Below are 18212 nucleotides of genomic sequence, written 5' to 3'. Positions count from 1 at the left end.
TATCGCAGGCCAAAAACCGTTTCCCGTTTAGCCTCAGGCCGTTTTGATCGCGTCAGAAAAAAATTTAGCAACAGAAAAAATAAGCGCTAAATAGAAAAATGAATTAATACTGAATCGATTTTTTGATCTGGATCAAAATGCAGTTTTTAATAAATCGCATCATATTTACATTACGCAATCTTCTCTCCTTAACATTGCAATTAAAGAAGCATTAAAGACGTAACGGCAGCATAAAAAAAGTATCATCTGAGTCAGTGAAGAAAGTTACATCTGTTGTCCCGGAACGTTAATCGCATTCTCCATAACTTGCAGACCAAAACTATGAATACACAAACAATCCAGAGTGAACCCCCAAAAGCGCCGCCTGCCGCGCCGGGGAAAAGGAACCGGCTGATCATGCTGTTTCTGCCGGTTGTCATCGCTATTTTGCTACTCCTGGTGCCAACACCCGCAGGGCTGGAACCCTACGCCTGGCACTTCTTTGCCATCTTTGTCGGGGTGATTGTCGGCCTGATCTTCGAACCGCTGCCGGGTGCCGTTATCGGCCTGACCGGCGTGGTGGTGATTGCGCTGTTCAGTCAGTTTTTGCTGTTCAGTCCGGCCGAACTGGCGGATCCGAAGTTTAAAGTCGCTACCCAATCGTTCAAATGGGCGGTGAGCGGTTTCGGTAACTCCACCGTGTGGCTGATCTTCGGTGCCTTTATGTTTGCCGCCGGCTACGATAAAACCCAGTTTGGTCGCCGTCTGGCGCTGATTCTGGTGAAATATCTTGGCCGTCGCAGCCTGACGCTGGGTTACGCGATTACCTTCGCTGACCTGCTGCTGGCTCCGTTTACGCCGTCCAACACCGCGCGCAGCGGTGGCACCATCTACCCGATTATCGCCAACCTGCCGCCGCTGTACGGTTCCAAACCGAATGACCCCAGCGCGCGTAAAATTGGTTCATACCTGATGTGGGTTGCCATCACCGCCACCTGTATCACCAGCTCGATGTTCCTGTCGGCGCTGGCACCTAACCTGCTGGCGCTGGCGCTGGTCAAAAGCGTCATCGGCTTCGATATCTCGTGGGGCATGTGGTTCCTCGCCTTCCTGCCGCTCGGTGTCCTGCTGATCCTCACCATGCCGCTGCTGGCTTACTGGCTCTACCCACCTGAAGTGAAGTTAAACGATGAAGTGCCGCGCTGGGCGACTGCCGAGCTGGCAAAACTGGGCAAGCTGTCACGCAATGAGATCCTGCTGCTGCTGTTCGTGGTTTCCGCGCTGCTGATGTGGATTTTCGCCACCGACTGGATTGAACCGGCGATGGCCGCCCTGCTGGTGATTGTGCTGATGCTGTGGACCGGCGTACTTAACTGGAATGATATCACCAGCAACAAACCCGCCTGGAACACCTTCGCCTGGTTCGCCACCCTGGTCGCGCTGGCCGATGGCCTGGCGAAAGTCGGCTTTATCGCCTGGCTGGGTAAAGAAGGTGGGCAGCTGCTGCACGGTTATGACCCACAGGTTTCAGCGGTGATATTACTGATTGCCTTCTACGTGCTGCACTATCTGTTCGCCAGCACCACGGCGCACACCACCGCCCTGCTGCCTGCCATGCTGACCATTGCGGCGGCAATCCCAGGCATCAATATGCCGGTGTTCTGTCTGATGCTGTGTACCTCACTGGGCGTAATGGGCATCATCACACCGTATGGCACCGGCCCCAGCCCGATTTACTACGGTAGCGGCTATCTGCCAACCAAAGACTACTGGCGTCTGGGCACCATCTTCGGTGCGCTGTTCCTGGTGCTGCTGATGGTTATTGCCTATCCGTGGATGGTGCTGATGTTCTGATGATGTTGCTTCGATGTTAAAATCGCAGCCACGCAATAAATGGTAAAATGATAAGATACTCGCCAGCCAGCCCCGTGCTGGGCTGGCGAGAGAAAAAACCTATAACGAATCGCTAATGATGAAGCCCGTCTTCTCTGTACCAGACGGGCTTCACATAACTGAGTGAGCCAACATGTCGAACAAACCCTTCTACTATCAAAACCCTTTTCCTCTCGCCAAAGATGATACTGAGTATTACCTGCTCAGCCGCGATTATGTCTCCGTGGCCAATTTCGATGGCGAAGAGGTGCTTAAGGTCGATCCGAAAGCGCTGACCCTGCTGGCCCAGCAGGCATTCCATGATGCCTCATTTATGCTGCGTGCGGCCCATCAGCAGCAGGTGGCGGCCATCCTCGATGATGAAGAAGCCAGCCAGAACGACAAATACGTGGCGCTGCAATTTCTGCGTAACTCCGAGATTGCCGCCAAAGGCGTGCTGCCGACCTGTCAGGACACCGGCACCGCCATCATCATGGGCAAGAAAGGCCAGCGCGTCTGGACCGGCGGTGGCGATGAAGCCGCGCTGTCACAGGGCGTGTACAACACCTTTATCGAAGATAACCTGCGCTACTCGCAGAACGCCGCGCTGGATATGTACAAAGAGGTGAACACCGGCACCAACCTGCCCGCGCAGATCGACCTCTACAGCGTGGATGGCGACGAGTACAAGTTCCTGTGTATCGCCAAGGGCGGCGGATCAGCCAACAAAACCTACCTCTACCAGGAAACCAAAGCGCTGATCACCCCGGCGAAACTGAAGAACTACCTGGTCGACAAAATGATGTCGCTCGGCACCGCTGCCTGCCCGCCTTACCATATCGCCTTTGTGATCGGTGGCACCTCGGCTGAGAGCACGCTGAAGACGGTGAAACTGGCGTCAACCCACTACTACGACACGCTGCCGACCGAAGGTAACGAGCACGGCCAGGCCTTCCGTGACGTGCAGCTGGAGCAGGAACTGCTGGAAGCCTCACAGAAACTGGGCCTTGGCGCGCAGTTTGGCGGTAAATACTTCGCGCACGACATCCGCGTCGTGCGTCTGCCGCGCCATGGCGCTTCCTGCCCGGTGGGCATGGGGGTTTCCTGCTCGGCGGACCGTAATATCAAGGCGAAGATTAACCGTGAAGGTATCTGGATCGAGCAGCTGGAGCACAATCCAGGCCGCTTTATCCCGGAAGCGCTGCGTGAGCAGGGTGAAGGTGAAGTGGTCAGCGTCGATCTCAATCGCCCGATGCCAGAGATTCTGGCCCAGCTGTCGTCATATCCGGTTTCGACCCGTCTGTCACTTAACGGCACCATCATCGTGGCGCGTGACATTGCCCATGCCAAGCTGAAAGAGCGTATTGATAACGGCGAAGGTCTGCCGCAATACATCAAGGATCATCCGGTGTATTACGCCGGTCCGGCCAAGACGCCGGAAGGTCATGCGTCTGGTTCACTCGGCCCCACTACGGCGGGTCGTATGGACTCCTACGTTGACCTGTTGCAGGCCAACGGCGGCAGCATGGTGATGCTGGCCAAAGGCAACCGTAGCCAGCAGGTGACCGATGCCTGCCACAAGCATGGCGGTTTCTACCTCGGCAGCATCGGCGGCCCGGCCGCGGTGCTGGCGCAGCAGAGCATCAAGAGCCTGGAGTGCGTCGAGTATGCCGAACTGGGTATGGAAGCGATCTGGAAGATTGAAGTGGAAAACTTCCCGGCGTTTATTCTGGTGGATGATAAAGGCAACGATTTCTTCCAGCAGATTCACAACCAGTGCGCGGCCTGCGTGAAATAAGCCTCAACCCCGCGGTGCGCAGCAATGCGCACCCACCATGACTGTAGGGTCGGCATTTATGCCGACCTGGTTCATCACCGCACATTACGTCCTGACGGCATCTATGCCGACCTGGTTCATCAGCGCACATTACGTCCTGACGGCATCTATGCCGACCTGGTTCATCACCGCACATTACGTCCTGACGGCATTTATGCCGACCTAATGACCGGACGTAGCCTCGATGCCGAGCGGTTCAATATCCTTCCCCGCCTGGCTCCCTGGCAAATTCACCGCAATGATGTTGTATTCAATGCCATCCAGCACGTCGTCGTGCTGTTCCAGATAGTCATAGCGCGTATTCATGGCTTCTCCTCAACATGGTGCAGATTGCACTGTGACATAGCAGGATGACGGTCAGATGAAGGTGCAGAATCCCCTCGCTGTTGCTAAATCATTATTAATTAACTGATTAATTTTTCCACACCGCATGGCACATATTTTGCTCAATTTAATTATCTGATTAATTAAATTCGTGGCAATCGCCACCTACACGCCAACACCAGGAGAACGTTATGACGGTCGATGAAGCGATAGCGCTGTTTGACGCGCAACGCGAAAAGATCTGGTTTGAACAACCGGCAGAAATTGCCGCGCTCGGCAGGGGCGAAGTGCCACGCGGCACCGGTTCCCGTGGGCAGTACCTCAGCACCATCATCTTTGCCGAAGGGGAAACCCGCACGCTGGCGGATGAGATGTTGTGGGGCCTGATCCGTGTCGGCGAAGACAACCCCGACGCCGATCTGAAAACCCTGCAACTGCTGATCAAAGAGATCATGGGTTACAAAGCCAACTTCTTTGATTTCGTCAGTCTGCCGGATGCCGCCAGCATGTTGCACACCTACGTGACCGTTGCCGGTGAGTGCGAAACCCTGAGCGACCTGGTGCGTCTGTCGCACAGCGCGCTGTCATGGGCCAACCGCCTGCATATGTGGGTCGATTTCATTCTTCCCTGGGGTCTCGGGGACGGTTTTCGTCGCGTCAGCGCCTGATTGGGAGAGAGCAAATAATGAAACTGGCTATGCATGTTGCCGATAAAAAGATCTGCGTCATCGAGGTGTGGGAAGACAAAGTGCCCAACCTGGCAAAAGTGCTGCGCGACAAGCTGCCGCTAAAAAGCGTGCTGCAACACGGCAAACTGATTGGCGATATGGTGTTTTTCACCCTGCCGATCGTCGCCCCCTGGGAAAACAAATATCTGACGCAGGATGTCGGTAAGTTGCGCCGCGAGCAGTACGGCGAAGTCACCGGCGCGGTGTGCTACTACAGCCCGCGCCAGCAGATGTGCGTGGTGTATGGCGATGATACCGCTGACGAGCCGCTGCCGATCTCCTATATCGGCCAGGTGATCGAAGGCAAACTGGAACTGCGCGTCACCGGGCTGGAAACCTGGTTCGATCAGGGCCGCACCGTCGAACTCAGCATCATCGATTAAGGATAAAGCAGCGTCTGCATGGCGCTGTCTATCTGTGCCGACGGCCCGGCAAATCGGGCGGGCGCGCCGGCGCAGTGTCCATAGGGCGAGACGATAATGCGCAGCTCGCCATCTGCCAGTTCCGCCACCTCCAGCGCCGCTTCGTCGGCGGTAAAGTAACGATCGCTGTCGCACGGCATCACGATACAACGCGCACGGATCTGCGCCAGCGCCGCCCGCCAGTCTCCCCCCGTCAGCGTGCCAACATCGGCGTGATACCAGCTGTGCAGCGCGCATAACAGATCGTTAGCATCCAGCGCCTGATGATCCCGTTCCCAGTCCAGCAGCAGCGCCTCCAGCGAAGCAAAACCCAGATCGCGCCAGCGCGCTTCACGGAAGAAGGCGGCAGAATAGGCCCAGCCCGCATAGACGCGGCCAAACGCCGCCAGCCCGCGTAAGGGGGGTTCGACATAGCGACCGTCGGCAAAGTGCGCATCACAGCGAAGCGCCGCCGCCACGCCGTCGAGAAATACCTGATTATTCGGCCAGCAACGCGCCGAGCCGCACACCGCCAGCAGCGTGCGTACCTGCTCTGGCCACGCCACCGCCAGATGCCACGCCTGCATCGCCCCCATTGACCAGCCATACGCCAGCGCGATACGGGCGATGCCGAGATGATCAAACAACAGCTGCGCCTGCGCCCGCAGATTATCCACCAGCGTCACCGCCGGGAACGCCGCGCCCGGCTGGTGCGGCGAGTTGGAAGGCGATGTCGAGACGCCGTTGCCCAGCTTATTCACCAGCACGATAAACCAGCGTGCCGGGTCAAGGGTTTTGCCCGCGCCAATCAGCGGCAGATAGCGCACATGGGTGCCGCTGTAGTAGCTGAATATCACCACCGCATTGTCGCGGGCCGCATTCAGCGCACCAAAAGTCTGGTAGCCAAGGGTGGTGTTACGCAGCGTTTCACCGCTTATCAGCGGCAACTCTCCCAGGGTATAAAAAGCGCATAAACCCATGCTGTTTCACCTTATCAATATGATACAGTTAATTAATCAATTAACTTAATTTTGCCACAGGAAGGACGCCACTATGAAGGAAGCCCCCCGCCCGGAAACCGGCAGCAAGAAACCCCGCAAAACCCAGCGCGACGTGGCTGAGTTGTTGCAGTCGTCGGCGTTTGACCTGTTTGCTACGCAGAATTATTCGTCGGTGCGCATCAAAGATATCGCCACCGCCACCGGGCTGAATTCGGCGCTGATCTACTACTATTTTGGCTCCAAAGAAGACCTGTTTATCAAGGTGATTGAATCGGCGGTGGAGCGCGCTTTTGTGCAGTTTGATGACATCAAAGCCAGCGCCAATGGCCCACGTGATTTGATCTTCCTGTGGATCGAAATTCATATTTTGCAGTTCCATCTGTTGCAGAAGCTGGCGAAAATCAGCCTTGATTACTCCAGCACCAATGGCCGCATCGCCAGCATCGATAAAGCCATCAAAAAGTTCTACGAGAAGGAATCGGTGATTCTGAAGAACACCATCAAAGAGGGCATCGCCAGCGGGTTGTTCCGCGAGGTCAATCCCACCGATATGGCGATGCTGATCTCCACCTATCTCGATGGCGTGCTGTTCCGCAACGTGATGTTCCCCAACTTCAAATACAAACAGGCGATCAACGTGATGCGTAACTTTGTGTTTGAAAAGCTTGATGCCCAGCCGCAATAGCGTGGTGGTGCGAATGAATTCGCACCCTACGTCTTAGCCTGGAGGGTCAGCATTAATGCTGACCAGGCCGATTCATCAAAAAATAGTGCTGTAGCGATCAATTTCCCACTGGCTGACGTGCAGGTGATAGCTGTTCCACTCCTGCAATTTGTAGTGGATAAACTCTTTCTTCAGCGCTTCGCCCAGCGTGGCGGCGACAAAAGGATCGGCATCGAAGGCTTCCACCGCCTCCAGCAGGTTTTGCGGCAGGAAATCGATCCCCCGTGCGCGGCGCTCCGCCTCGCTGATGGCGTACAGGTTGTCTTCATTGGGCTGACGCGGATCGATTTTCTCACGAATACCTTCCAGCCCGGCAGCCAGCGCCAGCGTCGCCGCCAGATACGGATTGACCGCGCCATCGGCGTTACGTGACTCGCAACGTCCACCGCCCGCCGGGACGCGTACCGCGTTGGTACGGTTATTCGATCCCCAGGAGTTAAACACCGGCGCCCACGAGAAGTAGCTCATCGCCCCCTGCCGAACCAGACGCTTATAACTGTTCACCGTCGGCGCAAAGGCGGCACAGAGCGCGCGGCCATGTTTCAGCAGGCCGCCGATAAAGTAATAACCGGTGTCGCTCAGCCCCAGTCCCCAGGGATCATCCGCGCTGCTGGAATCACGCTTAAACAGGTTGGCGCCGCTGTTGATGTCATACAGCGACATATTGAAGTGCGCGCCGGTGCCGGTTTTATCGGCGAACGGCTTCGGCATGGTGGTGGCAACCAGCCCGCGCTGTCTGGCGTAATGCTTCGCCATAAAGCGGAAGAAGATAAAACGATCGCAGGTGGTCAGCGCATCGGCATAGTTGAAGTCGAACTCATATTGCGAGTTGCCATCTTCATGATCGAGTGAGTAGAGATCCCAGCCCAGCGCATTGATGGTGGAGGAGACTTCATCCAGCCAGCCAAACTGATCGACAAAGCCTTGCAGGTCATAACAGGGTTTATTCAGCTTGTTATCCGGCTCCGGCACCACCAGCCGCCCATCCTCTTCGCGCTTCAGCAGGTAGATTTCACACTCGATGCCGAGGTTAAAACCAAAGCCCATGGCGTTGGCCTGTTTGATGACATTCTGCAACGCCACGCGGGTGCTGAGCGCGTAGGGCTGGCCCTGGAAATGGTTATCGGCGGGCATCCAGGCGATTTTTGGCTCCCACGGCAGCTGGATAATATGGTCGAGATCCGGCACCGACGTCAGTTCATCTTCGTGCGGCGACTGGCCGAGGCCATCCAGCGCATAGCCGGTGTAACGTTCTGAACCTTGCGCCATCTGGTCGAGGTGGCCAATCGGCACCACTTTCCCTTTTGGCACGCCGTGAATATCCACATAGGCGCCCATGCAGTACTCCACCCCTTTCGCCATCAGGGCCTGTTTAATCTCAGCGATCTGTTGCGCGGTTTTCATCATTGCCCTGCCTTAGTCATGTTCAACAATAGAATGGGGAATATAGGGCGCATCCAGCGCGGCAATCTCTTCAGCGCTCAGCGTCAGATCCAGTGCCGCCAGGGCATCGGTCAGATGCGTATGTCGCGTGGCGCCAATCACCGCGGCGGCCACCGCCGGGCGGCTGTAGAGCCACGCCAGCGCCACCTGCGCCATCGGAACGCCGCGTGCCTGCGCGACCTGCTCCACCACGCGGATCACCGCGCTGTCGGCCTGAGCGCTGGCGGCGTAGAGAAAATCGGTGTAGCTGTCATCCGCGCCGCGCGTGCTGGCCCTGGCCGCATCCGCCGGACGCGCCAGACGCCCGCGCGCCAGCGGACTCCAGGGCGTGACCGCCACCCCTTCGGCCTGGCACAGCGCCAGCATTTCGCGTTCTTCTTCGCGGTAGATCAGGTTGAGATGGTTCTGCATGGCGATAAAGCGGCTCCAGCGTTCGTACTGCTGGATTTGCAGCGCTTTGCTGAACTGCCAGGCAAACATCGAGGACGCGCCGAGGTAACGCACCTTGCCCGCCTTCACCAGGTCATGCAGCGCCTCCAGCGTCTCTTCAATCGGCGTGTGGTTATCCCAGCGATGGATCTCGTACAGATCGATGTAGTCGGTGCCGAGACGGCGCAGGCTGTGATCGCACTCCTGCATGATCGCCTTACGTGACAGCCCCTGGCTGTTCGGGCCGCTGCGCATCGGGTTATACAGTTTGCTGGTGATCACCACCTCATCGCGCGAGGCGAAATCACGCAGCGCCCGGCCGAGGATCTCTTCACTCGCCCCTTTGGCGTAGATATTGGCGCTGTCGAAAAAGTTGATACCCAGATCCAGCGCGGCACGGATCAGCTCACGGCTGGCTGGCTCATCCAGGGTCCAGCTACGGCCGCTGCGCGCCGGTGGCGCATAGGTCACGGTGCCCAGACAGAGCGCAGAGACCTCAAGGCCAGAGCGTCCCAGCTTCAGATAACGCATTGCCTGCTCCTTACTCCGCCATGCGGGTTTTCAGGTAATTGGCCAGATGCCAGACGGTGGTTTCCAGATGGCTGAGCCGCCCCGGCCGTGCCAGCCGTGAGCGGCTGCCGCGCTGCTGCTCGGCGTTGATCCACTGGTCTTCATCGATAATCGCCAGGCTGCCCTGCTGCATACGCTCGGCGGTTTGCGGGAAATCCTCACGTTCCGCCGACGCGCGCGACACCAGCACCACGCGATGCCATTTGGTGGCGGTGGGAGAGATCGGCAGAATGGCGCTGATGGAGATGCGGTCCGGATTCAGCGACAGCAGGCAGTTGGGATAGAGCAGCACCAGCTCGCTGAAACGCATCTGTTCGTCGCTCAGCCCGCTAAACGGCTCCAGCCCTGCGGTCAGGATCTCGCTCAGCTCACCGTTTTTACGCAGCGGCTGATGGCACAGGGTCCAGCCGGGACCGTCTTCGCCCGTCGAGCTTAGACGGCCGGGGAAGCTGTCCTCCAGCGTGGTGCGATGCACCGCCGCATGGTGGTAGCACTCCATAAAGGTCTCAATCGCCATTTTCCAGTTGTACGGGCAGTCATAATCCAGCGTGTAGGCCGTCACCAGATCGGCAAAGTGGTAACGCTGGAAACGTTCGGTCAGCGTAGCCAGACGGGGTGCCAGCGGCGGCGCATCGGCATTGAAGGTGACGAAAATCATGCCAAACACCACCTCATGACGGATCTCCGGCAGGCTGCACTGCTGGCGATCAAAGTCCTGCGCCTGATTCATGGAGGGCGCACCGCTCAGCTTGCCGTGGGTGTTGTAAGTCCAGTTGTGAAACGGACAGATAAACGAACGGCTGTTGCCGCTGCCCTGGGCAATCGGCGCCCAGCGATGCAGACAGACGTTGGAGAACACCGCAATACCCGCATCGTTACGCAGGATCAACAGCGGCTCGCCCACCACATCCAGCGTGAAGAAGTCATTCAGGTTGGCAATCTGCGACTCATGGCCGACAAACAGCCAGTCCTGACGGAACACTTTGTCCTCTTCGAGGCGAAAAAAGCTGTCGCTGTTATAGGCTTCTGGCGGCAGGGTTTCTGCGCGGCTGGCGTCAAGACGTTGCTGCTCCAGCATACGTTTCAGGATGCTGTCGCCGTCATCAAACACCACATCAATTTTCTCGCGATACATCTCACTCTCCTCTGGCGGTGCGAAGGGTCAATGGACCAAGCTCTTTTTCCAGCAGCGGCAGCACGCGCGCGCCAAACAGCGTCAGCGAACGGCGCGCATCGGCAATCGGCATATCGCCAAACTGGAAGAAACAGTTGTAGTGGCGGGGACGGATGGCACGGATCTCCGCCAGCATACGTTCGGCGACCGTCTCAGCATCGCCAATCATCAGGTTATTGCTCACCGTCTCCAGCGACGGTTCATCCGCCAGCGGCGGCGCATGGATAAACGCCTGTTCGCTGACGCTGGTGTTCTGGCGCAATGCGGCGATCATGCGGGCGACAAACAGCGCGCGCTCCGCCGCCGCATGTGCCTGCTGACGGTTTTCGCAGACATGGATGTACTGCTGCACCGCCACCGGCAGCGCGGCATCCAGCCCGGCCTGCTGCCAGCCAAGACGCGCATCGACCACCATCTGTTGCAGCTTGTGGGTGCCGCGATAGCCGGCGGTAAAAAACGGCGTCGCCTGCCAGCGCTGAAACTGCGCGATCAACTGCGGATTGGACGAGGTGAGATACAGCGGCGGCAGCGGCTGCTGCAAGGTATCGAGCAGAAAGTCGGTACGCAGCGGCTGGCCGAAACGATCCGGCGATTGCGTGTGGCCCTCGGTCAGGGCCGCGCTGATAAACTGCCAATGCGCCAGCAGCTGCTCGCCACGGGTCTCCACATCCAGTCCATAACGATCAAACTCCCACGCCTGATAACCGCTGCCGATACCCAGCACCAGACGCCCTTCCGTCAGGCGATCCACCAGCGCGATCTCCTGGGCAATACGCATCGGCTGATACAGCGGCAGCACCACCACTGCCGTGCCGAGACGAATGCGCCGCGCGTAACCCGCCATATGCGCCACCAGCATCAGCGGCGAAACGCTCAGCGAGTAGTTAGTGAAGTGATGCTCGGCAAACCAGGCGGTGTCGAAACCGATCTCTTCCGCCAGCAGTACCATGCTGCGCATATCGTCAATCACGCCCTGCACGCCGCGTGGGTTGTCCTTGTAGGACATCAGATTAAACAGACCGAGTTGCATAATTAGCCCCGCGTCCAGCGATAGTGATGTTCAACACGCGCCTGCACCAGACTGAGCACGGTGGTGGCGGCCAGATACCAGATACAGGCGACGATCAGCAGCGGAATGTTTTCATAGGTGCGTGAGTAGATCGCCTGTGCCGAATAGAGCAGATCGGAGAGCGAAATCACGCTCACCAGCGAGGTGGTTTTCAGCATCCCGATCACCTGGTTGCCGGTGGGCGGAATGATGAACGGGATCGCCTGTGGCAGGATCACCCGCTTCAGATACTGGCCGCGCGTCATGCCCAGCGCGCGTGCCGCCTCCTGCTGGCCGTCATCCACCGAGGAGATGCCCGCGCGGATAATCTCCGCCATATAGGCCGACTCATTCAGCCCGAGGCCGAGGATCGCCGCCGCCAGCGGAGTAATCAGATCATTGGTGCTGCCGCTCCACAGGGTAAACAGGCCGGGGATGCCGAGACTGACCTGCGGATAGAGCGCGGCGAGGTTGTACCAGAAAATCAGCTGCACCAGCACCGGCGTGCCACGGAAGAACCAGATCCAGCCACGGCTGAATCCCACCAGTAGCGGATTGCTGGACAGGCGCATCACCGCCAGCAGCACGCTGAGCACAATCGCCAGCACCATAATCACCAGCGTCAGCCAGAAGGTGGTCCACAGCCCCAGCAGGATGGTGGGCGAGAACAGGTATTTACCCACCGTGGCCCAGGCGAAATTGGGGTTGGTGATCACCGAATGCATCACCAGCGCGAACAGGACCGCCAGCACCAGCGCCGAGATCCAGCGGCCAGGGTAGCGCTGCGCCACCACCTGGCGGGCCGGGTCCGCTGGCGCGCGCAGCGGGGAAGTCAGAGTCTTATCCGTCATCAGCGTTCTCTTCATTGTTTCAACCAAACAAATTTAATTAACTGATTAATTAAGATCTACCTTTTGCGGCAGCATCTGTCAATCACTCCGCGCTGGCCGCCTGCACCCGCGCCAGGAAATCGCGGGTGCGTGGATGGCGTGGCGCGGCGAAAAAGTGTTTCGCTTCCGCGACTTCGATGATCGCGCCGTTGTCCATAAAGGCGACACGATTGGCCACATCGCGGGCAAAACCCATCTCATGGGTGACAATCACCATCGTCATACCTTCACGCGCCAAATCACGCATCACCGCCAGCACCTCCCCCACCAGTTCGGGATCGAGCGCGCTGGTCGGTTCATCAAACAGCATCAGCGAGGGTTTCATCGCCATGGCGCGGGCAATCGCCACCCGCTGCTGCTGACCACCGGAGAGCGCCGCCGGTCGCGAATGGTAACGATGGCTCAGGCCGACGCGATCCAGCAGCGCCTGCGCCTCGGCCATCGCCTGGGCGCGCGGCACTTTCTTTACCGTCATCGGCGCTTCCATCACGTTTTCCAGCGCCGTCATATGACCGAACAAATTGAAGCGCTGGAACACCATGCCAATATTGACGCGATTGCGCGCCACCTCGGCCTCCTTCAATTCATGCAGTTTGTCCCCCTGCAGGCGATAGCCCACCATGCCGCCGTTCACCCACAGCTCGCCGCCGTCGATTTTTTCCAGGTGATTGATACAGCGCAAAAAGGTGGATTTTCCCGACCCGGAGGGGCCAATCAGGCATACCACCTCCCCCTTGCTGACGCTGAGATCGACCCCTTTGAGGATCTCGACACCGTGAAACGATTTGGTCACCTGCTGCGCATCGACCATAAGCGTGTTGTTCATCGCGCCTCCTGTTGGGTCATATACCAGGTATTCAGGCCGCCGCTGTCGAGGATCAGCATCTGGCCGGTAAAGGCGGCGGCAGCATCCGACGCGAGAAACGCCACGCTGCGCGCCACTTCGCTACCGCTGACCGGACGCGCCAGCGGCAGCCGCGCCACCTCCTGCGCCAGCAGCGGCTCCGCTGCGGCCCAGTTGCTGTCCGCATCGCGGATCGGACCGGGACTGATGCCGCACACGCGGATGCCGCGCGCGGCCCACTCAATCGACATCTGCGCCGTCAGGTTTACCACCCCCGCCTTTGACGGGCCGAATGCCCCGGCGTTGGGATAACATCGATGCGCCGACGCACCGGCGATATTGATGATCACGCCACCGGGTGCCATGCGCCGCACCGTCTCGACACTCATCACAAAGGTGCCGGTCAGCTGGGTGTGCAGCACCTGCTGCCACTGGCTGTCACTGAGATCCAGCAGCGGCGCGGCGGCGCTGGCCCCGGCGTTATTCACCAGCAGCCGCAGCGCGCCGAGGGTGGTCTCCACCTCATCCAGCACCTGCTGCACCGCGTGGCGATCGGTGATATCTACCTGCCAGAACGCCGCACGGGCGCCCTGCGCCGCCAGCTGGGCCACGGCACGTTGCGCCGTATCGCGATCGCTGCGCACCAGCAGCGCAATGGCGTAGCCCTGCCGCGCCAGTTCGCGGGCGATATGCAGGCCAACGCCGCGTGAACCGCCGGTGATCACCGCTGTTATGCGCGACATAAACTTGCCTCCTCCGTTAACAGCCGATGCCGCGCCAGCAGCGCCGAGCCGCAGATATAGCCCCAGGTCAGATTCGGCCCGAGCGTGGTACCGGCACCGACCGCGCGGCTGCCAATCGGATTGGCCATCGCCGCCCCGGCACAGTACAACCCGGCCAGCGGCTGGCCGTCTGTATGCAGCACGTTGCCGCTGGCATCCGTCCGCGGGCCGCCTTTGGTGGCGAGAAAGGTGCGGTTAAACGGGATGGCGATAAAGGGCGCATGGCGGATCGCCGCCAGCCCGCCATGAAAACGGCGATCGGCTTTGGCGTGCGCCGCGCTGCGGTGGCGGGAAAAATCCGCATCGATCCCCAGCTCGCACCCCTGATTAAAACGCGCCACGCTGCGCTGGAGCGATCCCGCGGGCAGCGCCAGCTGCTGCTCCAGCTGCGCCAGCGTGGCGGCCTGCCGGAGCCAGCCGGGCGATCGCCAGCGGTAATAACGCAGCAGCGGCGCACGGCGCAGCAAACGCGCATCGCTGATCAGCCACACCGGGAGATGGCGTGGCTGGCCCTGCGCATCACGCGCATCCAGCTCAGCGCCGAGGTTAAACACAAATTCATTGGTAAAACGCTGGCCGTGGCGATCGACCAGAATCGCGTTGGGTTCGTAATGGAAGAAGATCGACAGCCCGCTCCACGGCTGACCGGCCGCCGCCGGAATGCCGCCGCTGATCGTGGCCTGATCCATATGCGCCAGCCGGGCGCCTGCCGCCTCGGCCATGCGCTGCCCATCGCCGCTGTTATCACGCGGACTGGCGATAAAATCATACGGGCCGGGGAAATGCTGGCTGCGGCGCTGTTCATCCCACTCAAAGCCGCCGCTGGCGATGACCACGCCACAACGCGCCGTCACCGCCACCCGTTGGCCGTGCCGCTGATACGCAGCGCCCGTTACCTGATGGCTGCCGCACATCAGCAGCTGCTGCGCCGCCGCGCCGGTGACAAACTCGCAGCCTGCCGCCTGGCAGGCATCCAGCAAACCCGCCACCAGCGCGGCCCCTTTGGTCAGCTCGCCACGCAGCTGCCGTCGCAGCAGCTGGGGCAGATGGCGCAGCCAGCTACGTAATGGGTGATGCCAGAGATCGCTGGCCAGCAGTTCGTGATAGCTGAACAGCCGCGGCAACGGCGTGGGTCGTAAGCGCCAGCGCCGACGCGGCCTGAGCGCCAACGGCGCCAGCATCCGTCCCTGCTGCTTCGCGCCCGGCAGCGGCCACAGCGGATCGCTTTCCGGCGTCAGGGCAAAACGCAGCGCGCTGTGCTGTTCAATAAATGCCAGCATCTGCGGCGCCTGCTGTGCCAGCGCCTGCCACAGCGTATCTTCCGTCGCCTGCCAGCCGTCGGGGGCCGCGGCGCGCAGATACTCCAGCGCCTGCTGCGGCGAATCCATCAGCCCGGCAGCCTGCGCATGGTGGCTGGCGGGCACCCAGGTGGCCCCGCCGGACATCGCCGTGGTGCCGCCCAGCCAGGCGCTTTTCTCCAGCACCAGCACCGAGAGTCCCCCCACCGCCGCCCGCAGTGCGGCACTGAGTGCCGCCCCGCCGGAGCCGATCACCAGCACATCACACTGGCGCTGGCTCACTGCCTGCGCACTCATAACGGCTGCGTGCTGGTGAGGTTGACGCCGGGTTTATCCAGCTTCATCGCCTCAAGATCCCACTTCTCCATGATCCTGTTGTAGGTGCCGGTTTCGTGCAGCACGTTGAGCGCCTTCAGCAGCACGTTCGCCAGTTGGGTGTTCTCTTTCGCCACCACAATGCCGAGGTAGTATTTCGGCATCAGCGGCATCTGCACGGTACGGATCGGATGGGGCGCTTTTTTCTTAATATCATCCACCGAGGCGGCATCGTTAAGCACAAAGTCCACGCGGCCCGAGTAGAGGCCCAGCAGCACCGCATCCGCCGACGGCAGCGTCACCTGCTGGATCGCCGGTTTGCCGTTTTTGGTGCAGTTCGGGGTATAGATATCGCTGATGGCTTTTTCGAAGTCAGTACCGGTCTGCACCCCGACTTTCAGGCCACACAGGGTCAGCGGATCGTTGGTGATCGATTTTTCCGTCGCCAGCGTATACACCTCGCTGGTGGCGTAGGCATAGTTAACAAATGAGACCTGCTTTTCACGCTCGTCGCTGTCAGAGATGCACTCCATCGCCACGTCGTAACGGCCACTTTTCACGCCGGGGATCAGACCGGCGAAATCAATCGATACCGGTTTAACCTTCACCCCCAGCACCTGGCCGAGCGCATCCCACAGATCCGGCTCAAAGCCCACCATGGTTTTATTATCTTCGGCGAAGGATTCGCACGGCGGGTAGTGGGCATCGGTGACCAGATTGAGGGTTTTACTGCTGCGGATTTTTTCTGGCAGCTGTGCATGCAGGTCGGCATGCATTTTCAGCGGCGCATCAGCAGCCTGGACGGAATATTGCGTAAGTGCGGAAACCAGCAATGAAGCAGCAACAACCAGACTTTTCATTCTCATGCTTTTAACTCCAGTAGAAAGGCACTATGCCGAAGACCCTGATGACTTAAAAAAGCAAAAAACGAAGATGGTGCGCAGGAAGAATTGCAAGCGTTATGCCAGTTTTTAAATAACTGATTAATTAATCGCGAGCGCAGGACGCACAAGGGATGGCACGCCAGGCGGCGTGGGAAGCGGCCTGGCGTGCTGTGCAGAGAATCACCAACGGAGTGCAGAAAGTGAGCTAATGGTGCAAAAATGCATCAATGGCGGGTAGGGGTTGTGCCGGATAACTCACAACCGGGCAATGCCGGATAGCGCGGGCAATCGGCGGCGACCGCCTGCTCGCTGTGCGGCGTACCGGCCGGCGCCCAGCGATAATCGACCATATACGCGCGATACACGGTGTTCGCCACATAGTGATCGCGTGGCATGGCTTTGCCGTAGAACGGGCTGACATACTCCCAGACAATCTGCCCCTGCGGCGTCACCTGAAACAGCCGCCCATCCTGCCCTTCATTGATCAGCGTGTTGCCATTCGGCAGCCGCTGCGCATTGCTGATATAGGCGCTGTAGAAGGTGGAGATCGCCTGCCCCGATTTCTCGCCGCTATATTCCCAGACGATCTGCCGGGTCTGCGGATTGACCTCAATCACGCGCGATGCCGAGAAGAATCCCTGGCGCGATGGCGGGAAACCGGCGTTGCCCTGATTATCAAAAATCAGCAGATTGCCCGCCCCTGGCAGACCCGGTCCGATCATATGCACATCGTGTTCACCAATCAGCTGATCGAGCGGGCGCGGCAACGGCGTATCCAGCTTCAGCGCCGGATAGTCTGGCCCGATGCGCCACACCACCCTGCCGCTGTGGCGATCAACAATCACCGCCACATTGCCGTTGCGCGAGTTAAACAGGATATTGTCCGGGGCAAAACGCGTATCGCCCTGATCGAACCAATGGTTCGGGCCGAGCGGCGCGGCGGTGTTCATATGCAGAAAATCAGGGTCGTTGCTGTCGCGGATCAGCGCCCGCTGCGCCGCTGAGAATCCCAGCTCATCCAGATGGTCGGCCACCGACCAGCTCCACACCTTTTTCCCCTGCGGCGAGATCTCATCAATGCTGTTATCGATGATGCGGTAGCGGTAGCCCGGCAGCTGGCGCAGCGTCGCCGCCAGCACCAGGGTGTTGCCGTTCGGCAGACGCTGGATTTCATGATGCTGATGCACCGGCTGCTGCTGGCTGCCGTAGCGCCATTGCACCTTGCCGTTCCAGTCCACCTCCGCCACGCTGGCGTTCACCATGCCATTACCGGGACTGGCGACATCGTCCAGCTGCTGCTGACGTGCCAGCTGCACCAGCAGATGGCCCGGCGCTCCCCCGGCACGATCGACAGGAATCGGCCAGCTGGGAAAACCTTCGTAATGCCAGCGCTGCACCTCTTTGCCGGTCATGTCGATCAGGTGGGTCTGGTTATCATTGCCGGGAAACAGCACAAAACCATTCCAGGCACGCGCCGGATCGTAGCGGGTCACCCCCGTGGGAAAGGCGCTCGGGATTGCTGAAGCGGTAAAACTGGCGGCCAGTAGCAGGCCGCCAGACAACGTTGCCGCGTAACGCATGGTTCACCATCCTGTATAAGAGAAGAGAAAAAGCCCTTATAGGGTAGATGCGAATGGTGTCAGGATTAGTCCGAATGGGGCATGTCGCG

The 18212-nt window shown here is 59.4% G+C and carries 17 protein-coding genes; 5 read left to right on the top strand and 12 right to left on the bottom strand.

Features of this window, described 5'->3' with window-relative positions:
• Nucleotides 1–321 precede the first annotated feature (321 nt).
• Both AC6I8V_RS08605 and fumA read left to right on the top strand, forming a co-directional pair.
• Nucleotides 322–1833, top strand: coding sequence for an anion permease (locus tag AC6I8V_RS08605; protein WP_497845453.1), 1512 nt, complete (start codon nucleotides 322–324; stop codon nucleotides 1831–1833).
• A gap of 172 nt (nucleotides 1834–2005) precedes the next feature.
• The gene (gene fumA, locus AC6I8V_RS08600; RefSeq protein ID WP_497845452.1) at nucleotides 2006–3649 is read left to right on the top strand and encodes a class I fumarate hydratase FumA; all 1644 of its coding nucleotides are present in this window, start codon (nucleotides 2006–2008) and stop codon (nucleotides 3647–3649) included.
• A gap of 201 nt (nucleotides 3650–3850) precedes the next feature.
• Here fumA and AC6I8V_RS08595 read toward each other — a convergent pair whose 3' ends face one another.
• Nucleotides 3851–3994 (bottom strand): hypothetical protein, encoded by a 144-nt coding sequence (locus AC6I8V_RS08595; RefSeq protein WP_497845451.1) that lies wholly within the window; start codon nucleotides 3992–3994, stop codon nucleotides 3851–3853.
• A 209-nt stretch (nucleotides 3995–4203) separates the two neighbouring features.
• Here AC6I8V_RS08595 and AC6I8V_RS08590 point away from each other — a divergent pair, with 209 nt between their 5' ends.
• On the top strand, nucleotides 4204–4680 hold the full coding sequence (locus AC6I8V_RS08590; RefSeq protein WP_497845450.1) for a cucumopine synthase-related protein: 477 nt from the start codon (nucleotides 4204–4206) through the stop codon (nucleotides 4678–4680).
• Between the two features lie 17 nt (nucleotides 4681–4697).
• Nucleotides 4698–5123, top strand: a complete 426-nt coding sequence (locus AC6I8V_RS08585; protein WP_497845449.1) for a hypothetical protein — start codon at nucleotides 4698–4700, stop codon at nucleotides 5121–5123.
• Here AC6I8V_RS08585 and AC6I8V_RS08580 read toward each other — a convergent pair.
• Nucleotides 5120–6121 carry an alpha/beta fold hydrolase gene (locus AC6I8V_RS08580; RefSeq protein ID WP_497845448.1) on the bottom strand — a complete coding sequence of 334 codons (1002 nt, stop codon included), beginning with the start codon at nucleotides 6119–6121 and terminating at the stop codon, nucleotides 5120–5122. The two genes, AC6I8V_RS08585 and AC6I8V_RS08580, sit on opposite strands and share 4 nt — an antisense overlap.
• A gap of 73 nt (nucleotides 6122–6194) precedes the next feature.
• Between AC6I8V_RS08580 and AC6I8V_RS08575 the strand changes: the two genes are divergently transcribed.
• Nucleotides 6195–6827 (top strand): TetR/AcrR family transcriptional regulator, encoded by a 633-nt coding sequence (locus AC6I8V_RS08575; protein WP_497845447.1) that lies wholly within the window; start codon nucleotides 6195–6197, stop codon nucleotides 6825–6827.
• 75 nt (nucleotides 6828–6902) lie between these two features.
• Here AC6I8V_RS08575 and glnT read toward each other — a convergent pair whose 3' ends face one another.
• The 10 genes from glnT to AC6I8V_RS08525 form a co-directional block, all read right to left on the bottom strand.
• Nucleotides 6903–8273, bottom strand: a complete 1371-nt coding sequence (glnT, locus tag AC6I8V_RS08570) for a type III glutamate--ammonia ligase (RefSeq protein ID WP_497845446.1) — start codon at nucleotides 8271–8273, stop codon at nucleotides 6903–6905.
• A 9-nt stretch (nucleotides 8274–8282) separates the two neighbouring features.
• Nucleotides 8283–9269, bottom strand: coding sequence for an aldo/keto reductase (locus tag AC6I8V_RS08565; RefSeq protein ID WP_497845445.1), 987 nt, complete (start codon nucleotides 9267–9269; stop codon nucleotides 8283–8285).
• A gap of 10 nt (nucleotides 9270–9279) precedes the next feature.
• Nucleotides 9280–10443 carry an aromatic ring-hydroxylating oxygenase subunit alpha gene (locus tag AC6I8V_RS08560; protein WP_497845444.1) on the bottom strand — a complete coding sequence of 388 codons (1164 nt, stop codon included), beginning with the start codon at nucleotides 10441–10443 and terminating at the stop codon, nucleotides 9280–9282.
• 1 nt (nucleotide 10444) lies between these two features.
• On the bottom strand, nucleotides 10445–11512 hold the full coding sequence (locus AC6I8V_RS08555; protein WP_497845443.1) for an LLM class flavin-dependent oxidoreductase: 1068 nt from the start codon (nucleotides 11510–11512) through the stop codon (nucleotides 10445–10447).
• A gap of 2 nt (nucleotides 11513–11514) precedes the next feature.
• A complete protein-coding gene (locus AC6I8V_RS08550; protein WP_497845442.1) occupies nucleotides 11515–12381 on the bottom strand; it encodes an amino acid ABC transporter permease in 867 nt (288 codons plus the stop codon).
• Between the two features lie 82 nt (nucleotides 12382–12463).
• Nucleotides 12464–13246, bottom strand: coding sequence for an amino acid ABC transporter ATP-binding protein (locus AC6I8V_RS08545; protein ID WP_497845441.1), 783 nt, complete (start codon nucleotides 13244–13246; stop codon nucleotides 12464–12466).
• A complete protein-coding gene (locus AC6I8V_RS08540; RefSeq protein ID WP_497845440.1) occupies nucleotides 13243–14007 on the bottom strand; it encodes an SDR family NAD(P)-dependent oxidoreductase in 765 nt (254 codons plus the stop codon). Before AC6I8V_RS08540 ends, AC6I8V_RS08545 begins: the two co-directional genes overlap by 4 nt.
• A complete protein-coding gene (locus AC6I8V_RS08535) occupies nucleotides 13995–15641 on the bottom strand; it encodes an FAD-dependent oxidoreductase (protein WP_497845439.1) in 1647 nt (548 codons plus the stop codon). Before AC6I8V_RS08535 ends, AC6I8V_RS08540 begins: the two co-directional genes overlap by 13 nt.
• Nucleotides 15638–16525 (bottom strand): ABC transporter substrate-binding protein, encoded by an 888-nt coding sequence (locus tag AC6I8V_RS08530; RefSeq protein ID WP_497845438.1) that lies wholly within the window; start codon nucleotides 16523–16525, stop codon nucleotides 15638–15640. Before AC6I8V_RS08530 ends, AC6I8V_RS08535 begins: the two co-directional genes overlap by 4 nt.
• A gap of 242 nt (nucleotides 16526–16767) precedes the next feature.
• Entirely contained in the window at nucleotides 16768–18123 is a 1356-nt protein-coding gene (locus AC6I8V_RS08525) for an aryl-sulfate sulfotransferase (protein WP_497845437.1), read from the bottom strand.
• Between the last annotated feature and the right edge of the window lie 89 nt (nucleotides 18124–18212).

It is taken from the genome of Pantoea sp. X-Soil-TKNS-1207 (assembly GCF_059730485.1).
Note: the sequence above shows the minus strand (reverse complement) of the source record. Positions and strands in the feature narration are given on the sequence as shown.

Excerpts from the sequence above, each read along its gene's own strand:
- fumA (WP_497845452.1), top strand. The coding sequence starts at position 2,006 with ATGTCGAACAAACCCTTCTACTATCAAAACCCTTTTCCTCTCGCCAAA.
- AC6I8V_RS08525 (WP_497845437.1), bottom strand. The coding sequence starts at position 18,123 with ATGCGTTACGCGGCAACGTTGTCTGGCGGCCTGCTACTGGCCGCCAGT.
- AC6I8V_RS08575 (WP_497845447.1), top strand. The coding sequence starts at position 6,195 with ATGAAGGAAGCCCCCCGCCCGGAAACCGGCAGCAAGAAACCCCGCAAA.
- AC6I8V_RS08590 (WP_497845450.1), top strand. The coding sequence starts at position 4,204 with ATGACGGTCGATGAAGCGATAGCGCTGTTTGACGCGCAACGCGAAAAG.
- AC6I8V_RS08605 (WP_497845453.1), top strand. The coding sequence starts at position 322 with ATGAATACACAAACAATCCAGAGTGAACCCCCAAAAGCGCCGCCTGCC.
- AC6I8V_RS08595 (WP_497845451.1), bottom strand. The coding sequence starts at position 3,994 with ATGAATACGCGCTATGACTATCTGGAACAGCACGACGACGTGCTGGAT.
- AC6I8V_RS08560 (WP_497845444.1), bottom strand. The coding sequence starts at position 10,443 with ATGTATCGCGAGAAAATTGATGTGGTGTTTGATGACGGCGACAGCATC.
- AC6I8V_RS08555 (WP_497845443.1), bottom strand. The coding sequence starts at position 11,512 with ATGCAACTCGGTCTGTTTAATCTGATGTCCTACAAGGACAACCCACGC.
- AC6I8V_RS08540 (WP_497845440.1), bottom strand. The coding sequence starts at position 14,007 with ATGTCGCGCATAACAGCGGTGATCACCGGCGGTTCACGCGGCGTTGGC.
- AC6I8V_RS08585 (WP_497845449.1), top strand. The coding sequence starts at position 4,698 with ATGAAACTGGCTATGCATGTTGCCGATAAAAAGATCTGCGTCATCGAG.
- AC6I8V_RS08545 (WP_497845441.1), bottom strand. The coding sequence starts at position 13,246 with ATGAACAACACGCTTATGGTCGATGCGCAGCAGGTGACCAAATCGTTT.
- AC6I8V_RS08580 (WP_497845448.1), bottom strand. The coding sequence starts at position 6,121 with ATGGGTTTATGCGCTTTTTATACCCTGGGAGAGTTGCCGCTGATAAGC.
- AC6I8V_RS08565 (WP_497845445.1), bottom strand. The coding sequence starts at position 9,269 with ATGCGTTATCTGAAGCTGGGACGCTCTGGCCTTGAGGTCTCTGCGCTC.
- glnT (WP_497845446.1), bottom strand. The coding sequence starts at position 8,273 with ATGATGAAAACCGCGCAACAGATCGCTGAGATTAAACAGGCCCTGATG.
- AC6I8V_RS08535 (WP_497845439.1), bottom strand. The coding sequence starts at position 15,641 with ATGAGTGCGCAGGCAGTGAGCCAGCGCCAGTGTGATGTGCTGGTGATC.
- AC6I8V_RS08550 (WP_497845442.1), bottom strand. The coding sequence starts at position 12,381 with ATGACGGATAAGACTCTGACTTCCCCGCTGCGCGCGCCAGCGGACCCG.
- AC6I8V_RS08530 (WP_497845438.1), bottom strand. The coding sequence starts at position 16,525 with ATGAGAATGAAAAGTCTGGTTGTTGCTGCTTCATTGCTGGTTTCCGCA.